This window comes from Amycolatopsis rifamycinica, from assembly GCF_000695625.1.
GTDB classification, from domain to species: domain Bacteria; phylum Actinomycetota; class Actinomycetes; order Mycobacteriales; family Pseudonocardiaceae; genus Amycolatopsis; species Amycolatopsis rifamycinica.
Genome location: NZ_JMQI01000027.1, coordinates 44,901 through 62,289, shown reverse-complemented (window position 1 = coordinate 62,289; position 17,389 = coordinate 44,901). Strand labels below are relative to the sequence as shown.

Here is a 17,389-nt window from a genome sequence, read left to right as displayed (position 1 = left end):
TCAGCGTCGAGTACCGGTCTCCCACAGCCGCCACGAGAGGCTTCCGCCGAGTGATCAAGATCTGCCAGGGCCGTGACGGAAACGGCGCGAAACGCATCATCTTCAGCCTGCCCGCCGATGAACCGCCGGGCCGCGTCAGCGTGGTCGGCTCGTTCAACGGCTGGACTCCCGGGCAGCACGACCTCGAGCCACGCACCACCGGGCGCCGGTCCACCACCGTGGAGGTCGCCGCCGGCGTCGACGTCCAGTTCCGGTATCTCAGTGAGCACGGCTACTGGTTCGACGACCCCGACGACCCCGAGGTCCTCACCCGGGTCGACGACCCGGCATCGTGATCGGCGACGGGGTACTGCCCCGGCCGTCCGACGGCCTGCCGTAACCGGCGGTGACCGCCGGTCAGGGCCGGGAGTGCGCGGAGAGCGCCAGCCAGCTCACAGCTTCGGCGACGCTGCCGTGAACAGGCAGGACGTGCTCCAGGTCCAGGGCGTCGATGGGCCGCAGCAGGGCTCGGCGGCGACCGGCCACGGCGAACGGCACCCCCTTCAGCGCCGCGTCGGCGACCGTGTCGATCAGGATCATCAGGACACGGGCGGCGCAGAACTCGACCGCCGACATGTCGCAGATCAGCGCCGGCGGTCGCCTGCTCAGTTCACCGGCGAGCAGGGCGGTGAACTGCGCGGTGACGGTCGAATCGAGCTCACCCGCCACGGCGACCACGCTCGCTTCGCCCGCCCGGGTCACCGTGAACGACCCCGGCGGCCGGATTCGCGGATCTCGTGGCCGCGGCACGGACGACGACATGCGCATGACCTCCTCCAGTTCGGCCTCACGACACCGGGCCGGCGCGACGGCCGCCGGGCCGGACCCGTTCACCGATTCAGTCCACCTTCCCGGCGGCAAACGTACTCAACTTTCCGTCCAGCGCCGTAATCCTCCGCGCAGGTGCAGCCGATCGTGTGGTTTCGGCAGCGATTGGGTACCACCAGCGCATGGTTGTCCAAGCGCCCGAACGAACCATGACCGCCGCGACACCCACCCTGCCGTCCCAGCGCCGCTCCCACGAGTACGCCCACTGTGAACGGCTGTTCGCCGAACGGAGCCGGCTCGGGGACGAGGACTCAAGGCGTCGCCTGCTGCGGCACCGGTTGATCACCGAGCACCTGCCGCTGGCCGAAAACATCGCCCGGCGCTTCAGCGGCCGCGGCGAACCGTTCGACGACCTGGTGCAGGTCGCGCGGACCGGCCTGATCCGCGCCGTCGACCGCTACGACCCCGATCGGGGCGCCGACTTCCTGTCCTTCGCCGTGCCGACCATCATGGGCGAAGTCCGGCGGCACTTCCGCGACACCGGCTGGTCGATGCGCGTGCCCCGCGCCTTGAAGGAACTCCAGCAGAAGCTCGGCAAAGCGAGCGACACGCTGGCTCACGACCTCGGGCGGGCGCCCACGCCGAGCGAACTGGCGGCACATCTGGAGATGGACGTCGAACTCGTGCGGGAGGGGCTGCTGGCCGCGGAGGCCTACCGCGCCCGTTCGATCGACGCGCCCGTCCGCGGCGCCGAGGACACCGTCACGGTCGCCGACCAGCTCGCGTTCGAAGAACCCGGGTTCGCGCGGATCGACAACCACGACGCCTTGCAGGCCGCGATGGCCACGTTGCCCGACCGCGAACGCGCCATCGTCACGATGCGGTTCGTCGAAGACCTCACCCAGAGCCAGATCGCGCAGCGGCTCGGGATTTCGCAGATGCACGTCTCCCGGCTGCTGGCCAGGACACTCGAGCAACTCCGGGAGCACATAACGGCTCGATGAGGCTGTCGGTCGCCACGTTCGATCGGCAGTACCCTCGGGCGGATGGAGCCTTGCCCGCGATGAACGGGATACCGCCGGGCGGGGTGCACAACGAGGTGGCCGGCGATGCCGCCGGCGTGGTGCAAGCCGGTCACATCCACGGAGACGTCCACGTCCACCCGGCCCAGGTCGTCCCGCCGGCGGCTGACGCTCCTGTCGTGGTGGGTCGGATCCCTCGCCGGCCCCCCGCGTTCCAGCCGCGCTCCGCTCTGGTCGACGTGCTGGCGACGAACACGGTCGGGGTGCTCGTCGGCCCCCGAGGGGTCGGGAAGACCCAGCTGGCCGCCGCGTACGCCCGGATGAGGATCGAAGATCGCCGGCGGGTGGTGGCGTGGATCGACGCGCAGGACCACGGCCGGGCGGCCCTCGGGTGGCAGCGGCTCGCCGACAAGTTGTGTCTCCGGGCGGCCGACGAGACCCTGACGGCCGGCGCCGACGCCGCCCGTGCGTGGCTGGAAGACCTGGCCGAGCCGTCGCTGGTCGTCTTCGACAACGCCGTCGACCCCGAAGTCCTCGACCGCTGGCTGCCGAGCCACGGCCGCGCCCAGGTCCTCGTCACGACCACCAGCCACACCTTCGAGGACTTCGGCACCGCCGTCGAGGTCGGCCTCTTCGATGACGTCGAGAGTCGCGCCTACCTGCGTGAACGCACCGGGCTGCCCGACGACCACAGCGCGCTCCGGCTGGTCGAGGAGCTCGATCGGCTGCCGCTGGCTCTCGCACTCGCCGCGGGGCTGATCCGCCGGCAACGGATCGGCTACGACCTCTGCGTCCGGCGGCTGCGCACCTTCCCCGTCGACCGCTACCTCCCGGCCCGCCCCAGCGACCCCTACCCGCGTGGCGTCGCCCAGGCCGTCCTCCTCTCCGTGGGCGCCGCGGAGGAAGCCGACGAGACCGGATTGACCGAGATGCTCTTGGCCGTGCTGGCCGTGCTGTCGCCAGGGGGAACGGCCCGGCAACTGCTCCACGACGTCGCCCGGAACCTGGTACTGCCCGAAGAGCCGTCGGCCGCGGCCGACGCGGCTCTCGGGCGGCTCGCCGAGGAGTCGATCATCGCCGTGAGCACGGACGGCCGGCTGGCGGTCCTGCACCGGGTCACCGGCCGGGTGCTGCGGGACCGCTTGGAGCAGGACGAGGACCGGCGAACAGTCACCGAGGTGATCGTGCGTGCGTTGGAAGCGTGCACCAAGCGCACCCTCGGCGGTCGCTTGCCGGAACGAGCGTGGGCGGAGCACCTGATCGAGCAGATCGATGTGGTGCACGGACTGTCCCTGGCCGACGACCATGCTTGGCGAGTACTCGAACTCCGGCGCTGGACCGCGAGGTACCACTTGGGTGCCGGCGACTACGACCGCGCGGTGGCCGCCTACGCCGCGGTGGTGGGTGATTGTCGCGAGTGGTCCGGAACTGACGACGACCGGCGGCGGACCCCGCTGTCCGAATTCGCCCAGGCCCTCGCCCGGGCGAACCGGTTCGAGGAAGCCATCGCCTTGCAGGAGGAGGTTCTCGCCGCCGCGTGCGCCGAGTACGGCCACCTCAATACGACCGGCGTGGCCCTCCAGCGCGCGACGCTGGCGTTCATCCACCAGCTCGCCGGAAATCACGAGGAAGCTGTCCGGCTGGAGCGACAGAGCTGGCACCACAGGAAGGCGTTTCTCGGTGCCGATCACCCGCAAACCCTCATGGCGCAACTCAGGCTGAGCAACGCGTCGCTGCAAGCGGGCGACGCCGCGTCAGCACTCGAACTACTCGAATCGGCCGAGTCTTCGTGTGCTCGCGTCCACCCTGAAAGCTACCTGATGCTTGACATCAAACGATGTGTCGCATCCGTATGCGCCAGGGTCGGCCGAGTGAGCGAAGCGATCAGTCGATACGAAGCGATATTGGCCGGCTGGGATGTTTCGTGGGGTGCGGTCGGAGAAGAGTCGTACCTGACAGTCGTCTGTGAACTGGCCTCCAGCCTGGAGGTGATCGGACGATACGGTGAAGCGATCGCGCTCTGCGAGGCGTCCGTCCGCGAAATGGCCGATGAGGTGCGCATGCGGGTCGACTCGCTCAACCTGCGCTCGACGCTGGCGAAGCTCTACCACCTCACCGGCCGGACCAGGGAAGCGATCGAGACGCGCGAGGGCATGGTAGGCGACGCCGAACGCATGTACGGCCTGAACCACGTCATCAGCCGGCACTGCCGGGAGCAGCTGGCCGAACTGTCGGGAACACCGCGGAACGCTGGGCATGGCTGACTCCTGGCGAGCCGGCCCCTGAGCGGGTGGCGACGCCACGCAGAGGAACGATGGAACCGGTTCCGAGGATCGTTGCCCGGCGGGGAACTGTCAAGGGTTGACAGACCCGAGGCCGTGGTATGAACCTTTCTAGCGATCGTTCCCGCCGGCCCTCCCAGGGCATCCGCCCGGCGTTGAGGGGACGAGCCGGACCGTGCCGTTGCTGCTCGGCGGTGGGTCCGTTCCCCGTTCCGGCCAGGAGGAATCATGTTCACCCACGCTCCACCGCGGCGCCGCCGCCGCGGGTTCGGTGCCCTTGCGGCGGTCCTCGCCGTTGCCGCTCTCGGGTTCGTCGTCCCGGCTGCGCACGCCGCGGATGCGCTCATTTCGCAGGGGAAGTCCGCCACCGCGTCGTCGGTCGAGAACGCCGGCACGCCCGCGTCCGCCGCCGTGGACGGGAACACCGGGACCCGCTGGTCTTCGCAGTTCAGCGATCCACAGTGGATCCAGGTCGACCTCGGGGGTGCCGCGACCGTCAGCCAGGTCGTGCTGCGCTGGGAGGCCGCGTACGCCACCGCGTACCAGATCCAGTTGTCCGACAACGGCTCCAGCTGGTCCACTGTGTACCAGACCACCACGGGTACCGGTGGCACGCAGACCCTGGCCGTGGCCGGCTCGGGGCGGTACGTGCGGCTGTCGACGACCGCGCGGGCCACCCCCTACGGCGTCTCGCTGTGGGAGTTCCAGGTCTACGGCACCGGCGGCGGCACGACGTCGCCCGGCGCGGGCACGCCGCCCGACTCGTTCTGGGGTGACACGAGCTCCATCCCGGCCGCGCGCAACGTGCTCACGGTCAAGGTGCTCAACCGGACGAACGGCAAGTACCCGGACAGCCAGGTGTACTGGAACTTCGGCGGCCAGACCCACTCGATCGCCGAGCAGCCCTACATCGACATGCCGGCCAACTCCGCCGGGCGGATGTACTTCTACCTCGGCACGCCGAACGGGCAGTACGCCGACTTCATCGAGTTCACCGTCGGCCCGGACGTGTTCAACGGCAACACCACCCGGGTGGACGCGTTCGCGCTGAAGCTGGCCATGCGGTTGCACGCGCACGACGGCTACGACGTGCAGGTCGGCGAGGACTACCAGACCTTCCAAGAGGACCGCTCGGCCACCTTCGCCAAGTTCCAGGCCGAGGTGCCCACCGAGTTCAAGGGCCTGGCGACGGTCAACGCGCCGTACCGGATCCCGGCTCCGGGCAGCGCTCCGGACTTCCGCACCGGCGGCCGGTACGCGAACTACTTCACGTCCTACGCCCAGTCGGTGGGGGTCAACGAGCCCACGTCGAACATCACGGGGTGCGCCGGTTCGCTGGCCGGCAACCCCGACATGTGCGCGGCGCTGAACCGGCACACCGCCCACCTGCCGCAGTCGCAGTGGCAGGACCCGTCACGGTACTACCAGTCGGCGCCGGCGAACTACTACGCCAAGTTCTGGCACGACCACGCGATCAACCGCCTCGCGTACGGCTTCCCGTACGACGACGTGGCCGGTCAGTCCTCGTTCGTCTCCCACGGAGACCCGCAGTGGCTGGTGGTCGCCGTCGGCTGGTGACGTTTCCCGGGTGGCGGCTCCGGGCAGCGACCCGGAGCCGCCACCCGGCGACGACTGTTGTGGAGGCCGCAGGAAAATCGTGGTCTCCGGCGCGGGCGTCGCCGGTCTGTCACTGGGGGCGCGACCTCGGCGTGCGGCACCGGCTGCTCCAGCCGGTCGCTACGGAGATGACGGGATGGCGTGCGGAGCCAGCTCGGCGATCGCCTGCGCGGACCAGTGCCGCTGCGCCCCGGGCAGCTGCGACAGGTACTCGGCGATCTTCGGGACGGGCCAGCCGTGTGCTTCGCGCAGCCCGCCCACGATCATCGCGAGGTAGGCGGCCGACGGCGGGTTCTTCTCGACCTCCGCCGCCGGCCAGGGTGCCGTGAACGTCAGCACGGGGTAGCCGTCGAGGTCACCGAGGTGCAGCAGGGTCTCGTAGCGACCGGGCCCGAGCTGGTCGCGGCCGGTCCGCAGCACGGTGCTCAGGTCCAGGTCCGGGCCCGGGTCGCGGTACATCTCCTGCGCCGCGATGTCGGAGAACTGCCCGGCGGTCACCAGGTACGACCGCATCGCCGCCCGGCCCGGCAGCTCCGGGTCGAAGAAGGCCCGGCCGCCGCGCCACACCGGGGACTCCGTGGCGAAGTAGACGCCACCGGGGAACTCGCTCGCCACGACCCGGCGGGCCGGGTCACGGTCGCGGCATCCGGCGTAGCTGCGCCGGGCGCCCAGCGGCGTCCCTCCTTCGAGGTAGCAGCGCAGCCGGGCGGCGTACATGTTGGACCCGTAGCTTGCGTACCAGACCAGCGGCGGCGCGCTCATGGCACCACGGTATCGGGCGGGCTCACGCGCCGGCGAGGGCGACGTCGCGCAGCTGGCGGCGCGAGCTGATCCCGAGCTTCGCGAAGATCTTGCGCAGGTGCCATTCCACCGTGCGCGGGCTGAGGAACAACCGGGTGCCGATCTCGGGGTTCGAGTAGCCGCCGGCGGCCAGCCGGGCGATCTGGAACTCCTGGGCGGTGAGCTCGCCGGTCGGCTCCGCCGTGCGCTTCCGCGCGGTCTCTCCGGTGGCCTGCAGCTCCCGCCGGGCCCGTTCGGCGAACGCCGTCAGCCCCATCGCGGACAATTGCTCGTGGGCCGTGTGCAAGTGCGCGCGGGCGTCCACCCGGCGGCCCTCCCGGCGCAGCCATTCGCCGTACAGCAGGTGACCGCGGGCGAGGTCCACTCGCAGCGGGGTCGGCTCGAGGCGCGCGATCGACTCGCGGTAGCCGTCTTCGGCGTCGGGTCCGGTGCTGGACAACGCGCGGACGCGGGCGTCGAGGCCCCGTGCTTCCGCGGTCCCGGCCCCGGCGGCGCGCTCCGCCGAGCGGGCGGCCGCGGCCCGGAGCCGGCCCTCGTCCCCGGTCCGGGAGGCCGCTTCGGCCAGTTCGGTGGTGGCGAGGCTCTGGAAGCCCACCACGTCGTGGTCGAACACGCGGCTGGCGGCGTCGAGCGCGGCGTCGTGGCGGCCGAGGCCGTTGTACAGCACCGCCCGCCCGTAGTCGGCCAAGGTCACCAGCCGGAGCTGGCCGCGTTCCGCCGCTTGACGAGCGGTGTCCTCGAACAGCTCCGCCGCCCGTTCCTCCCGGCCCCGGAACGCCTCGAGCAGCATCGCGGCGTAGCCGACCGGCGCGTTGCCGGTCGCTTCGGCGATCGCGCGGTCTTCCCCGGCCGACGCCGCCGCCGCGGTCAGCTCCCCCGCGAGCAGCTCGTTGACGCCGAGGAAGTTCAGCGCGAACTGCAGCTGCACGAGGGCACCGGCGTCGCGGGCGAGCTGGACCTGACGCTCGGCCAACGCCCGCGCCGCCGCGAAGTCCGCCGCCTCGGTGGCGATCAGGCCGCCGGCCCGGTTGCCCAGCAACCAGAGCACCTGTCCGGTGTTCTCGGGGCCGGCGTCGAGGCCGCGGACCGCCGCCAGCGCCGTGGCCAGCAGCGGCGCCGCCGCCTGGTGACCGTCGGTGAGGCGGGTGGCCAGGGCGTCCAGGACGAGGTCGACGGCGCGGGGCGGTACGGGCGCCGGGGGCGCGGCACGGGCGGCCTCGGCCGCCGCGACCAGGGCGTTCCGGTCCGCGCCCGCCCACAGGGCCGCCGCCAGCGCGGCCAGGTACGTCTCCCGCGCCCGGCTCGCGTCCAGCGGGGTGAGCCGCTCGGCCGCGCGCAGCAGGAGCCGGGCCGCGTCGCCACCGCGCCGCTGGTCGAACGCTATCTGCCCGCGCAGGCGCCCGGCTTCGGCGGCGCGAACGGCGTCCGGTGGGCCGGCCTCCGCCGCGTCGAGGAGGCCGAGCGCCTCTCCGAGCGCGCCGGCGTCCCGCTTGACCGCGGCCGCCGCGAGCTCGCGTTCCGCGCGCCGGGCGGGCTCGGGTGTCAGGAGCGCCGCCTGTTCGAGGAACGCGGCCGCCGCGACCAGGCCGCCGCGGGCCCGGGCCCGGCCCGCCGAGCGTTCGAGATCGGCCGCGACGTCCTCGTCCGGGGAGACGGTCGCCTGCGCGCGGTGCCAGGCGCGGCGGTCGGGGTCACGGCCGGGATCGGTGACGTCCGCCAGGGCCCGGTGCACGTCCTGCCGGTCCCGGGCCGGCGCCGACCGGTACACCGCCGACCGCACCAGCGGGTGCCGGAACCGGATCCGGCGGCCGAACTCGATCAGGCCGGTCGCCTCGGCCGCGGCCGCGGGGTCGGCGCCGAGCCCGAGCCGGCCGGCCGCGCCCCAGAGCAGGGTGGCGTCGCCGAGGGGCTCGGCGGCGGCGATGAGCAGGAGCCGCCGGGTGTCGGCGGGCAGCGGCTCCAGCTGCTTGACGAAGCAGTGTTCGATGCGTCCGGCGAGCGGCACCGCGCCCGGCCGGCCGAAGCCGTCGACCGGCTCGGCCGCCGTCCACGCGCGAGGCAGCTCCAGCAGCGCCAGCGGGTTGCCGTGGGCTTCGGCGATGATCCGGTCACGGACCCGGCCGTCCACCGGTCCCTTGACGACCGAGGCCAGCAGCGCGGCCGACTCGGCCTCCCCCAGGCCGCCGATCGGGAGCTCCGGCAACCCGGCCAGGTCCGGCTCGCGGCCGGTTTCCCGCAGGGCGAAGACGACCACGATCCGCTCGGCGAGGAGCCGGCGGGCGACGAAGGCGAGCACCACCTCGGACATCCGGTCGAGCCACTGCACGTCGTCGACCAGGCAGAGCAGGGGCTGTTCCTCGGCCACGTCGGCGAGCAGCGTCAGCACCGCCAGCCCGACCAGGAACCGGGTCGGCCGGGCCCCGGAGCTCAGCCCGAACGCCGTGCCGAGCGCGTCGCGCTGGGGTCCGGGGAGCCGGTCGAGGCGGTCGAGGAACGGCGCGCACAGCTGGTGCAGCCCGGCGTAGGCCATCACCTGCTCGGATTCGACGCCGGCGGCGCGCGCGACGCGGAAGCCCCGCGCCCGCGCCCGGGCGTACTCGAGCAGCGCGGTCTTCCCGATCCCGGCCTCGCCGCGCAGGACCAGCACCCGGCTCTGCTCCGACCGGGCCTCGGCCAGGACGCGGTCGAGCGTGGCGCATTCGCGGTGCCGGCCGAGCAGCGCGGGCTCCCGCCCCGGCATGCGAACCTCCACGGCCTGCCGGCGACGAACGTGCCGGGTGACCGAACACTAGCGCAGCGGGCCGGCGCCTACGCGTCGCCGGCGAGGCCCGTGTACCGCGCTTCGACGGCCTTGGCCGTCTTCGCCAGCTCCCCGCCGAGGACCCGCTTGCCCAGGAGCCCGAGCAGGCCCCCGAGCAGCCGGCCCTTGAGGTTCTTGCCCTCCCGGACCACCACGGCGTCGACCTGGGTCGTCCCGTCCGCCAGCCGGGTGAAGGTGTAAGTGTGCCCGGAGGCGCCGCCCCACGTGTTGGAGCCGGTGGTCTTCATGACGACCCGGGCCGGATCGGACCAGTCGTAGCGCAGGCGTTCCCAGATACCGCCCGACCCTTCGGTGACGTCGGCGTGGCTCTGGCCCAGCTCGTGCACCCGCAGGTACTCGGTCGCGCTGCGGCCGAAGAGCTTCGCGCGCTCCGGGCCGAAGTCGGTCAGCGCGGCGAGGAACTGCGCGGGCGACGCCGTGGTCAGCTGGCGCAGGTGGATCGTGGACATCTTCTCGTCTCCCGATGCTGGTTCAGGCGTCCTGGTGCTCGGCCATGTGGCGGGCGTACCAGGCCGGCCACTCCTGGTCGTACTGCCCGGTTTCCTTCTCGTGCTCGCCGTGCGCGGCCGCCGCCCGCTTCAGCGCCTGCTCCAGCTCGCCGGCGGAGCCGTAGGTCACCCCGGAGGTCCGTCCGGGGAACCGGGTGGTGATCTCCTGCAGCAGCCAGGTGTTGCCGTCGGGGTCGCTGAACGACGCGAACGACGAGTAGGTGCCGTGGTCCGGGTGCACGCCCGGGGTGAAGGCGCCGGTTTCGTCGCGGTGGAAGACCTCGCTGACGTCGACGCCGTGCCCGGCCAGCTCGGCACGGGCCGCCTCGATGTCCTCGACGACGAGGTAGGTGCCGCGGACCGAGCCGGGGGCGGCGTCGGTGATCCCGGTGCCGAAGTGGACCGACGCCGGCGACCCCGGCGGCGTCAGCTGCACGACCCGGGAGCCGCCGAAGACGATGTCGGCGTCTTCGCGCCAGCCGAGGGTCTTGTAGAAGTGCTTGGTCCGGTCGACGTCCGCGACGGGCAGGACCACGACTTCGAGTTTCATGTCCATGATCGGCAACTCCTCGGTGTCCGGCGGCGGGTTCGCCGCTCGAGGTCCAGAGTGGCCCCCGGTGGGTCGCGTTCGCCCCAGGGAGACACCCTGGCCGGCCCCGGGCCCGGGCACGGGCGGAGAGGCTCTCGCAGTACCTGTCCCGCCAGGGTCTCCCAGCCGTCCGGGACGCCTGCCAGCCTGTGAGCCGACCGGTTTCCCCGACAAAAGGAACGAAGAAGAATGGCGGACGGCCGATTCACCCCGCACGCGGAACTGTTCGATCTGAGTGGGAAATACGCCCTTGTCACCGGCGGCACCCAGGGAATCGGGAGGATGATCGCGCGCGGCCTTCTCCAGGCGGGCGCCCGCGTGATCATCAGCTCACGCAAGGCGGACGCGTGCGCGGAAGCACAGCGGCTGCTGTCGGAATTCGGCGACGTGGAGGCGTTCCCCGCCGACCTGTCCAGGCACGACGAGTGCCGGCGCCTCGCCGAGCACGTCAAGGCCGGCTCCGGGCGCCTGGACATCCTCGTCAACAACGCGGGAGCGATGTGGCGCGAACCGCTGGAGACGTTCCCGGACGAGGCCTGGGACGCCGTGGTCGACCTCAACCTCAAGGCGCCGTTCTGGCTGGTGCAGGCGCTGCTCCCGGCCCTTCGCGAGGCGGGCACCGCCGAGGATCCCGCGCGGGTCGTCAACATCGGCAGTATCGCCGCCATCCACGTCGCCGAGGCGCCCAACTACTCCTACGCCAGCAGCAAGGCGGCGCTCCACCAGCTCACCAGGGTGCTCGCCCGTGAGCTGGGCCCGCAGCACGTCACGGTGAACGCGGTGGCCCCCGGACCGTTCCCCTCGCAGATGATGGCGGCCACGCTCGAAACCCTCGGCGATACGATCGCGGCCAAGGCTCCCCTGCGCCGGCTCGGCCGCGACGACGACATGGCGGGCATCGCCGTGTTCCTCGCCAGCCGGGCCGGGGCCTACGTCACGGGCACGATCATCCCGGTCGACGGCGGCATCGCCACCACCGCGACCGGTACCTGAGGATTCCGGCGTGGGGCGCGTGGCCGTCGGGGGTACCGGCAGAACCTCCCTCCGCCCGCGGACAGGACCTAGGGTGCAGGGGTGACCAAGATCGATCTGCGCACCGAGATCAAGGAGTTCCTCAGCTCGCGTCGCGCGCGGATCGCCCCCGAGCGGGCCGGGCTGCCCGCCTACGGCGGCAACCGCCGGGTCAAGGGCCTGCGTCGCGAAGAGGTGGCTCTGCTGGCCGGGGTGTCGGTCGACTACTACGTGCGCATGGAGCGCGGCAGCCTCGCCGGCGCCTCCGACGGGGTGCTCGACGCGGTGGCCTCCGCCCTGCAACTGGACGAGGCCGAGCGAGATCACCTGTTCCACCTCGCGCGGCAGTCCAGGGCGCCCGGCGCTCCCCGCCGCCGTCGACCGGCCGCGACGGTGCGTCCGGCGCTTCGGCAGGTGCTCGACGCCATCACCGAGGCGCCGGCCTGGATCTGCAACGGCCGTTATGACGTCCTGGCCACGAACCACCTCGCCCGCGCGCTGTATGCCCCGGTGCTGGATTCCCCGGTGCTGGCCGACCCGCGACGGCCGGCCAACACCGCGCGGTTCGTGTACCTGGATCCCGAAGCGGCACGGTCGTTCTTCGTCGACTATGACCGGATCGCCGGCGATGTGGCCGCGAAGCTCCGCATGGAAGCCGGCCGCGATCCGCACGACGAGGACCTGTTCGCCCTGGTCGGCGAGCTGTCGACCCGCAGCGAACTGTTCCGGCGGCGGTGGGCGTCCCAGGACGTCCGGCTCCACCGGTCCGGACGCAAGCGGCTGCACCACCCGGCGGTGGGCCGGCTCGATCTGGACGTCGAGTCGATGGAACTGCCCGCCGAACCCGGCCTGCTCCTGACGGTCTACACCGCACCCGCCGGCACGGCGGCCGCGGACGGCCTGGCCCTGTTGGCGTCCTGGGCGGCCAGCCAGAGCAGGCCGGCGACCGAGACTCAGCCACTCAGCTGAGTTCGGCCGGTCCGGGTCAGCGGGCGCCCAGCCGGCGCAGGCTGTCGATGATCAGCTCCAAACCGAAGGCGAACCCCTCCGCCAGCGGCACCGGCAACGAGTCCTCGACCGCGTGGGTGGCCGGGAACTCGGCGGGCAGGGCGTGGAAGTGCGTCGCCACGCGTTCCCGCTCGGCGTCGTTCCCGGAGCCGGCCAGCTGGATGGCGAGGCCGAGGACGTACCGCGCGAGGGACGGAGTCGGTGCGGTACTGCGGCATGAGCCGCGTGTTCGGGGAGCGGCTGCCCGGTGACGGGGGAACCGTGCCCTTGGCCGAGCTCGTTCTCGGGGGTGCTCGTGAGGCTCGCGCCCGCGTCGACGAGGGTTTCGGTCCAGTCGTCGGTGAGCCCGGCGCCGTGCACGACGTTGGTGGCGGGGCTCAGCAGCCCGGCGTCCCGCACCGCGGTCCACCCGGGCCCGGGTTCGCCACCGCTCTGGTGCATCGACACCACGAGGCCGCGTTCGGCGGCGACGCGGAAGTCGGCGACCGCGGTGTCCGGAGTGGACAGTTGCGGTCCGCGGACGGCCATGCCGATGGTGAGCAGCGGGCCGGTGGTCAGCCGGTCGATCTCGCTGACGGGGTGGGTCGCGTCGGGTGCGGAGAAGGGGGTGCCGTGCAGGAACACCCCGCGGATGCCGGCCGCCGCGAGGCGGGACGAACTCGCGAGCCGGACCCGGGCCGACCTGCTCGCCGCGGCGAAACGGCTGTTCGGCGAACGCGGCTACCTCGACACCAAGATCATCGACATCGCCGCCGCGGCCGGCCGCGCCGTGGGCTCCTTCTACACCCACTTCGACGACAAGGAGCAGCTCCTCGCCGTGCTGCGCAGCGAACTCCCCGAGCCTGCGGCGCCCGGCCCGGCGGGTGACGACGCGCTCCGCGACCACATCACGGCCTGCTGGACGGCGCTGCGCACACACCGTCCCACCGCCATCGCCCTGCTGCAGTCGGCGACCGCCGCCGCCCCGGCGTCCGGCCGGCTGCGGGGCGAGCCGGCCGGCTGGACGGCCCCGCTGCGAAGACACCTGGAAAACCGGCCTGACCGCGGTGCACCGGCCGGCGACCCCGAACTGGTGGCGGCGGCCGTTGGCGTCATGCTCGCCGGCCTCAACCAGGCCCTGCCCGACGGCGAACCCGGCGACGACCGCGTCGCCGAGACCGTCACGAACCTCGTCCTCCACGGCCTCAGCGGCCTCGAGCAGTGAGTCGCTGCGCGTCCGGGTCAACGGTGGTCCTCGGTGAAACTTTCACGCGGGACCAGCTGCGGAGACCGCATCCTGAAGCAGCGAACCGAAATCGTCGATGTTCCGGCCGGGACGGCCACGGGTGAGACGACCGGCCTGCCGCACCAACCGGGCCAATTCCCTTGGCAGCAACGAAAGGAGTCCGTTCCTCGCAACCGGCGAACGGGACCGCCGGGCCGTCCGCCGTATGGCGCAACGGCAATCACCCGCCGACGCGACCGGGGCCCTCCACTCGCGGTGCGCCGGGCCGGGCCCCACCGCCGGTGACTTGACGCTCGACCCCGGCCGCTCCACGATGCTGTCGGCCAGGAAAATCCAGGCTTGGGACCGGTGGAGGCTTCCGTGGAGACTGCTCGGCGATGGCGGAAGCGGCGAGCGGTCACCGCCGCCGGTCTGGCGACGTCCCTCGTGGCCGTCACGCTCACGGCCCCGCCGGTTTCGGCCGCGACCGGGCCCGCGCTGTCGGTCGACGTGTCCGCCGGACGGCACCCGATCAGCCCCGGCATCTACGGCCTCAACGGCGGCGATCCGGCGTTCAACGCCGAAATCGGCCAGACGGTCGCGCGCTGGGGCGGCAACGCCTCCAGCCGCTACAACTTCAAGAACCACACTTACAACACCGGCAGCGACTGGTACTTCGAGAACATCGTCGCCGACCAGGAGCACTCCCTCGAGGGCGTGGTCGAGTCCCACCTCGACCGCGGCATCAAGCCGGTCGTCACCGTGCCCCTGAGCGGGTGGGTGGCCAAGGACTCGCCCTCCTCGCACCCGTTCGCCTGCGGCTTCCCGGCGACCCGGTTCCCGCAGCAGGACAGCTTCGACCAGTGGGACCCCAACTGCGGCAACGGAAAACTCGACCAGCAGAACCTCACCGGCGTCCCCACCGACACCTCGGTCCCGGCGGACGCGGCGTTCGACGGCGAAATGGTGTCGCACCTGGTGTCGCGGTTCGGCACGGCGGCCCAGGGTGGCGTGCCGATCTACGAACTCGACAACGAACCGGTGCTCTGGTCCAGCACGCACCGAGACGTACACCCCGAAGCCGTCTCGGACGACGAACTGGGCAGCAAGGGCACCGCGGCCGCCGCGGCGATCAAGGCCGCCGACCCGAGCGCGGCGGTTCTCGGCCCCTCCGGCTGGGGCTACTGCGAGTGGGTGGCGTCCGGAGTGGACGGTTGCGGACCGGGCCCCGACTCCGCCGCGCACGGCGGGCTCAACCTGTCCCAGTGGTACCTGAAGAACATGAAGGACTACAGCGACGCCCACGGCGGCAAACGCTACCTCGACTACTTCGACCAGCACTTCTACCCGCAGATCAGCGGCGACAAGACCCCCGAAGCCAACGCGCTGCGGCTGCGGTCCGTCCGGTCGCTGTGGGACCCGGCCTACGTCGAGGAGTCCTGGATCGGCCCGAGTGGCGTCAACGCGCCGCCGCTGCAGTTCATCCGCACGATGAAGTCGTGGATCGACCGGTACTACCCCGGGACCAAGACCGCCATCACCGAGTACAACTGGGGCGCGCTGGACGACATCAACGGCGCGCTGGCGGAAGCCGACATCCTGGGCGTCTTCGGCCGCGAGGGCCTCGACCTCGCCACGATGTGGGGCGAACCCAAGCCGACCGATCCGGGCGCGTACGCGTTCCGCATGTACCGCAACTACGACGGCGCCGGCAGCCGTTTCGGTGACGTCAGCGTGTCGGCCACGGCCGCCGACCAGGGCCAGCTGGCGGTCTACGCGGCGCAGCGGTCCGCCGACCAGGCGCTGACCGTCATGGTCGTCAACAAGACCGGCGGCGACCTCACCTCACCGTTGTCGGTGGCCGGGTTCGACAACGCCGGCGCGGCCCAGCGGTTCACCTACAGCCCGGCCGACCTGAACGCCATCGTGCGCGGCAGCGACGTCCCGGCGAGCAACGGCCACCTCGACGCGACCTACCCGGCGAACTCCATCACGCTGCTGGTCCTGCCGGCGGCCGGGTGCACGGCGAGTGTGCACGTCAACGGCGGCTGGGCCACCGGGCACGTCGCGACGGTGACCGTCACCAACGACCGCCGCACCGCGATCACCGGGTGGCGGGTCGGCTGGACCTGGCCCGGCGACCAGCAGGTGACCAACTCGTGGAACACCACCCTGACGCAGAGCGCCGCCCGCGTGGTCGCCGCCGACGCGGGGTGGAACGGCCCGATCGGTGCGGGTGGCAGCACGACGTTCGGGTTCCAGGCGACCGGGACGGCACCACCACCGACGCTGACCTGCACCCCGGCCTGACGCCGGTGCACGGGCGAGCCCGTGGCGGCCTCAGGTGAGCTCCCGCAGCGCGGCGACCGGGCACGACGTGACGGCCGTCCGCGCGGCGGCGACGTGCTCCGGCGGGATGGTCCCGCCTTCGAAGTGGTGGACGAGTTCGGCGTCGTCGTCGAGTTCGAAGACCGCGGGTGCTTGTTCGGCGCACACACCGTGTCCTTCGCAGCGGTCGTAGTCGGCGGAAATCCGCACGGGAGGTCCCCTTTCAGGCCGGGATGAGTTCGAGCGGCAGCCGCCCGAGGCGGTGGATGATGTTGTTGCGCGCCCATTCCGGTGCTCCGGTGAGCTCGATCCGGTCGACGCGGGCGACGAGGGCGCGCAGCATGGCCTGCGTTTCCAGGCGGGCGAGGCCCTGCCCGGCGCAGCCGTGCGTGCCGTGCCCGAAGCCGAGCTGGCGGGAGGCGTCGCGGCGGATGTCGAAGGTGTCCGGGTCCGTCCACGCCAGGGCGTCCCGGTTGGCCGAGGCGTAGAGGATCAGGACGCGTGCTCCCGCGGGGAGCGCCGTGCCGGCCACCTCGGTGTCCCGGCCGGCCTTGCGGCTGAAGGCACGCAGCGGCGACGCGAACCGGACCACCTCGTTGACCGCGTTGGGGATCAGGCTCGGATCGTCCTTGAGCAGCCGCCACTGCCCGGGGTGGGTGGCGAACAGGTGCAGGGCGCTCGCGATCGCGCTGAGCGTGGTGTCCAGGGACGGCACCAGGTAGTCGATCATCAGCGCCGGGCACTCGCCGTGGGCGAGCTCGCCCGCGTCGGCCGCGCGCAGCAGGTCGTCACCCATGCTGCCCGGCAGGACGTTCCGCCGCTTCACCACGGTGTGCGCGAACCGCGCCATCCCCAGGCCGGCCGGTACCGCCCGCACCGCCTGGCCGTTCAGCGGACCCAGGATGTCGAAGGTGGCCGCGCCCCAGCGCAGCAGGTTCTCCCGGCCCTCCACGGGCCACCCGACGAGGTCGGGCACCACCGAGGCGGGCAGAGCCGCCGCGACTTCGACGCCGTCGACGGTGCGCCGGGCGAGCGCGGCGTCGACGATCTCGGCGGCCTGGCGTTCCACCACGTCCTTCATCCCGCGCAGCGCACGGGGGGTGAGCCGGTGGGCGACCAGGGCCCGGCGGCGGGCGTGGTCTTCGCCGTCGCTGTTGAGGGTCGTGCCGCGGGAGAGCCGGTTGGCGACGGGGTTGAGCGCCACGCCCTCGCCGGAGACGAAGGTCTTGTCATCGAGCAGCACGGCCTTGCATTCGGCGTAGCGAGGCAGTGCGAAGACCTTGTGTCCGGGCAGCCACACCACCGGCCCGAGTTCGCGCAGGTTCGCGTAGTGCGGATAGGGGTCCAGGATCGCTCGCGGGGAATAGATGTCCGGCCGGTAGACGGGGACATCGGGAAGTCGGGGCATCGT

Annotated in this window: 16 protein-coding genes; 8 read left to right on the top strand and 8 right to left on the bottom strand. The window is 72.2% G+C overall.

The annotated features are described in order from the left end of the window. Nucleotides 1–50: 50 nt before the first annotated feature. A complete protein-coding gene (locus DV20_RS13615; protein WP_043780083.1) occupies nucleotides 51–335 on the top strand; it encodes an isoamylase in 285 nt (94 codons plus the stop codon). A gap of 61 nt (nucleotides 336–396) precedes the next feature. Here the strand turns inward: DV20_RS13615 and DV20_RS13610 are convergent, their stop codons facing one another. Continuing rightward, nucleotides 397–873: an STAS domain-containing protein gene (locus DV20_RS13610; RefSeq protein WP_051735984.1), complete on the bottom strand. Its 477-nt coding sequence runs from the start codon at nucleotides 871–873 to the stop codon at nucleotides 397–399. 143 nt (nucleotides 874–1,016) lie between these two features. On the opposite strand from DV20_RS13610, the gene DV20_RS13605 reads away from it, so the two are divergent. From DV20_RS13605 to DV20_RS47330, 3 genes are all read left to right on the top strand, one after another. Next, on the top strand, nucleotides 1,017–1,811 hold the full coding sequence (locus tag DV20_RS13605) for a SigB/SigF/SigG family RNA polymerase sigma factor (RefSeq protein ID WP_043780081.1): 795 nt from the start codon (nucleotides 1,017–1,019) through the stop codon (nucleotides 1,809–1,811). After that, on the top strand, nucleotides 1,808–4,093 hold the full coding sequence (locus DV20_RS13600) for a tetratricopeptide repeat protein (RefSeq protein WP_152603717.1): 2,286 nt from the start codon (nucleotides 1,808–1,810) through the stop codon (nucleotides 4,091–4,093). The genes DV20_RS13605 and DV20_RS13600 overlap by 4 nt, the downstream gene beginning before the upstream one ends. Before the next feature lie 246 nt (nucleotides 4,094–4,339). After that, nucleotides 4,340–5,689 (top strand): beta-1,3-glucanase family protein, encoded by a 1,350-nt coding sequence (locus DV20_RS47330; protein ID WP_043780077.1) that lies wholly within the window; start codon nucleotides 4,340–4,342, stop codon nucleotides 5,687–5,689. 159 nt (nucleotides 5,690–5,848) lie between these two features. Here DV20_RS47330 and DV20_RS13590 read toward each other — a convergent pair whose 3' ends face one another. From DV20_RS13590 to DV20_RS13575, 4 genes are all read right to left on the bottom strand, one after another. Further along, nucleotides 5,849–6,490: a hypothetical protein gene (locus tag DV20_RS13590; RefSeq protein WP_043780076.1), complete on the bottom strand. Its 642-nt coding sequence runs from the start codon at nucleotides 6,488–6,490 to the stop codon at nucleotides 5,849–5,851. Nucleotides 6,491–6,512: 22 nt separating this feature from the next. Next, nucleotides 6,513–9,269, bottom strand: a complete 2,757-nt coding sequence (locus DV20_RS13585; RefSeq protein WP_043780074.1) for an ATP-binding protein — start codon at nucleotides 9,267–9,269, stop codon at nucleotides 6,513–6,515. Between the two features lie 68 nt (nucleotides 9,270–9,337). Continuing rightward, nucleotides 9,338–9,799, bottom strand: a complete 462-nt coding sequence (locus DV20_RS13580; protein ID WP_043780070.1) for a hypothetical protein — start codon at nucleotides 9,797–9,799, stop codon at nucleotides 9,338–9,340. Between the two features lie 22 nt (nucleotides 9,800–9,821). Continuing rightward, on the bottom strand, nucleotides 9,822–10,394 hold the full coding sequence (locus DV20_RS13575; protein WP_051735983.1) for a VOC family protein: 573 nt from the start codon (nucleotides 10,392–10,394) through the stop codon (nucleotides 9,822–9,824). 222 nt (nucleotides 10,395–10,616) lie between these two features. Here DV20_RS13575 and DV20_RS13570 point away from each other — a divergent pair, with 222 nt between their 5' ends. Both DV20_RS13570 and DV20_RS13565 read left to right on the top strand, forming a co-directional pair. Continuing rightward, nucleotides 10,617–11,420: an SDR family oxidoreductase gene (locus DV20_RS13570; protein WP_043780067.1), complete on the top strand. Its 804-nt coding sequence runs from the start codon at nucleotides 10,617–10,619 to the stop codon at nucleotides 11,418–11,420. Between the two features lie 81 nt (nucleotides 11,421–11,501). After that, the gene (locus tag DV20_RS13565) at nucleotides 11,502–12,407 is read left to right on the top strand and encodes a helix-turn-helix transcriptional regulator (protein ID WP_043780066.1); all 906 of its coding nucleotides are present in this window, start codon (nucleotides 11,502–11,504) and stop codon (nucleotides 12,405–12,407) included. 16 nt (nucleotides 12,408–12,423) lie between these two features. Here DV20_RS13565 and DV20_RS45525 read toward each other — a convergent pair whose 3' ends face one another. Next, entirely contained in the window at nucleotides 12,424–12,567 is a 144-nt protein-coding gene (locus DV20_RS45525) for a hypothetical protein (protein ID WP_160169728.1), read from the bottom strand. A gap of 174 nt (nucleotides 12,568–12,741) precedes the next feature. Here DV20_RS45525 and DV20_RS46570 point away from each other — a divergent pair, with 174 nt between their 5' ends. Then, entirely contained in the window at nucleotides 12,742–13,650 is a 909-nt protein-coding gene (locus tag DV20_RS46570; RefSeq protein WP_235190826.1) for a TetR/AcrR family transcriptional regulator, read from the top strand. Nucleotides 13,651–14,031: 381 nt separating this feature from the next. Continuing rightward, on the top strand, nucleotides 14,032–15,960 hold the full coding sequence (locus DV20_RS13550) for a glycoside hydrolase family 44 protein (protein ID WP_235190825.1): 1,929 nt from the start codon (nucleotides 14,032–14,034) through the stop codon (nucleotides 15,958–15,960). 30 nt (nucleotides 15,961–15,990) lie between these two features. On the opposite strand, the gene DV20_RS13545 is transcribed toward DV20_RS13550, so the two are convergent. Both DV20_RS13545 and DV20_RS13540 read right to left on the bottom strand, forming a co-directional pair. Continuing rightward, nucleotides 15,991–16,188, bottom strand: a complete 198-nt coding sequence (locus tag DV20_RS13545; RefSeq protein WP_043780064.1) for a ferredoxin — start codon at nucleotides 16,186–16,188, stop codon at nucleotides 15,991–15,993. A 13-nt stretch (nucleotides 16,189–16,201) separates the two neighbouring features. Beyond that, on the bottom strand, nucleotides 16,202–17,386 hold the full coding sequence (locus tag DV20_RS13540) for a cytochrome P450 (RefSeq protein ID WP_043780063.1): 1,185 nt from the start codon (nucleotides 17,384–17,386) through the stop codon (nucleotides 16,202–16,204). Between the last annotated feature and the right edge of the window lie 3 nt (nucleotides 17,387–17,389).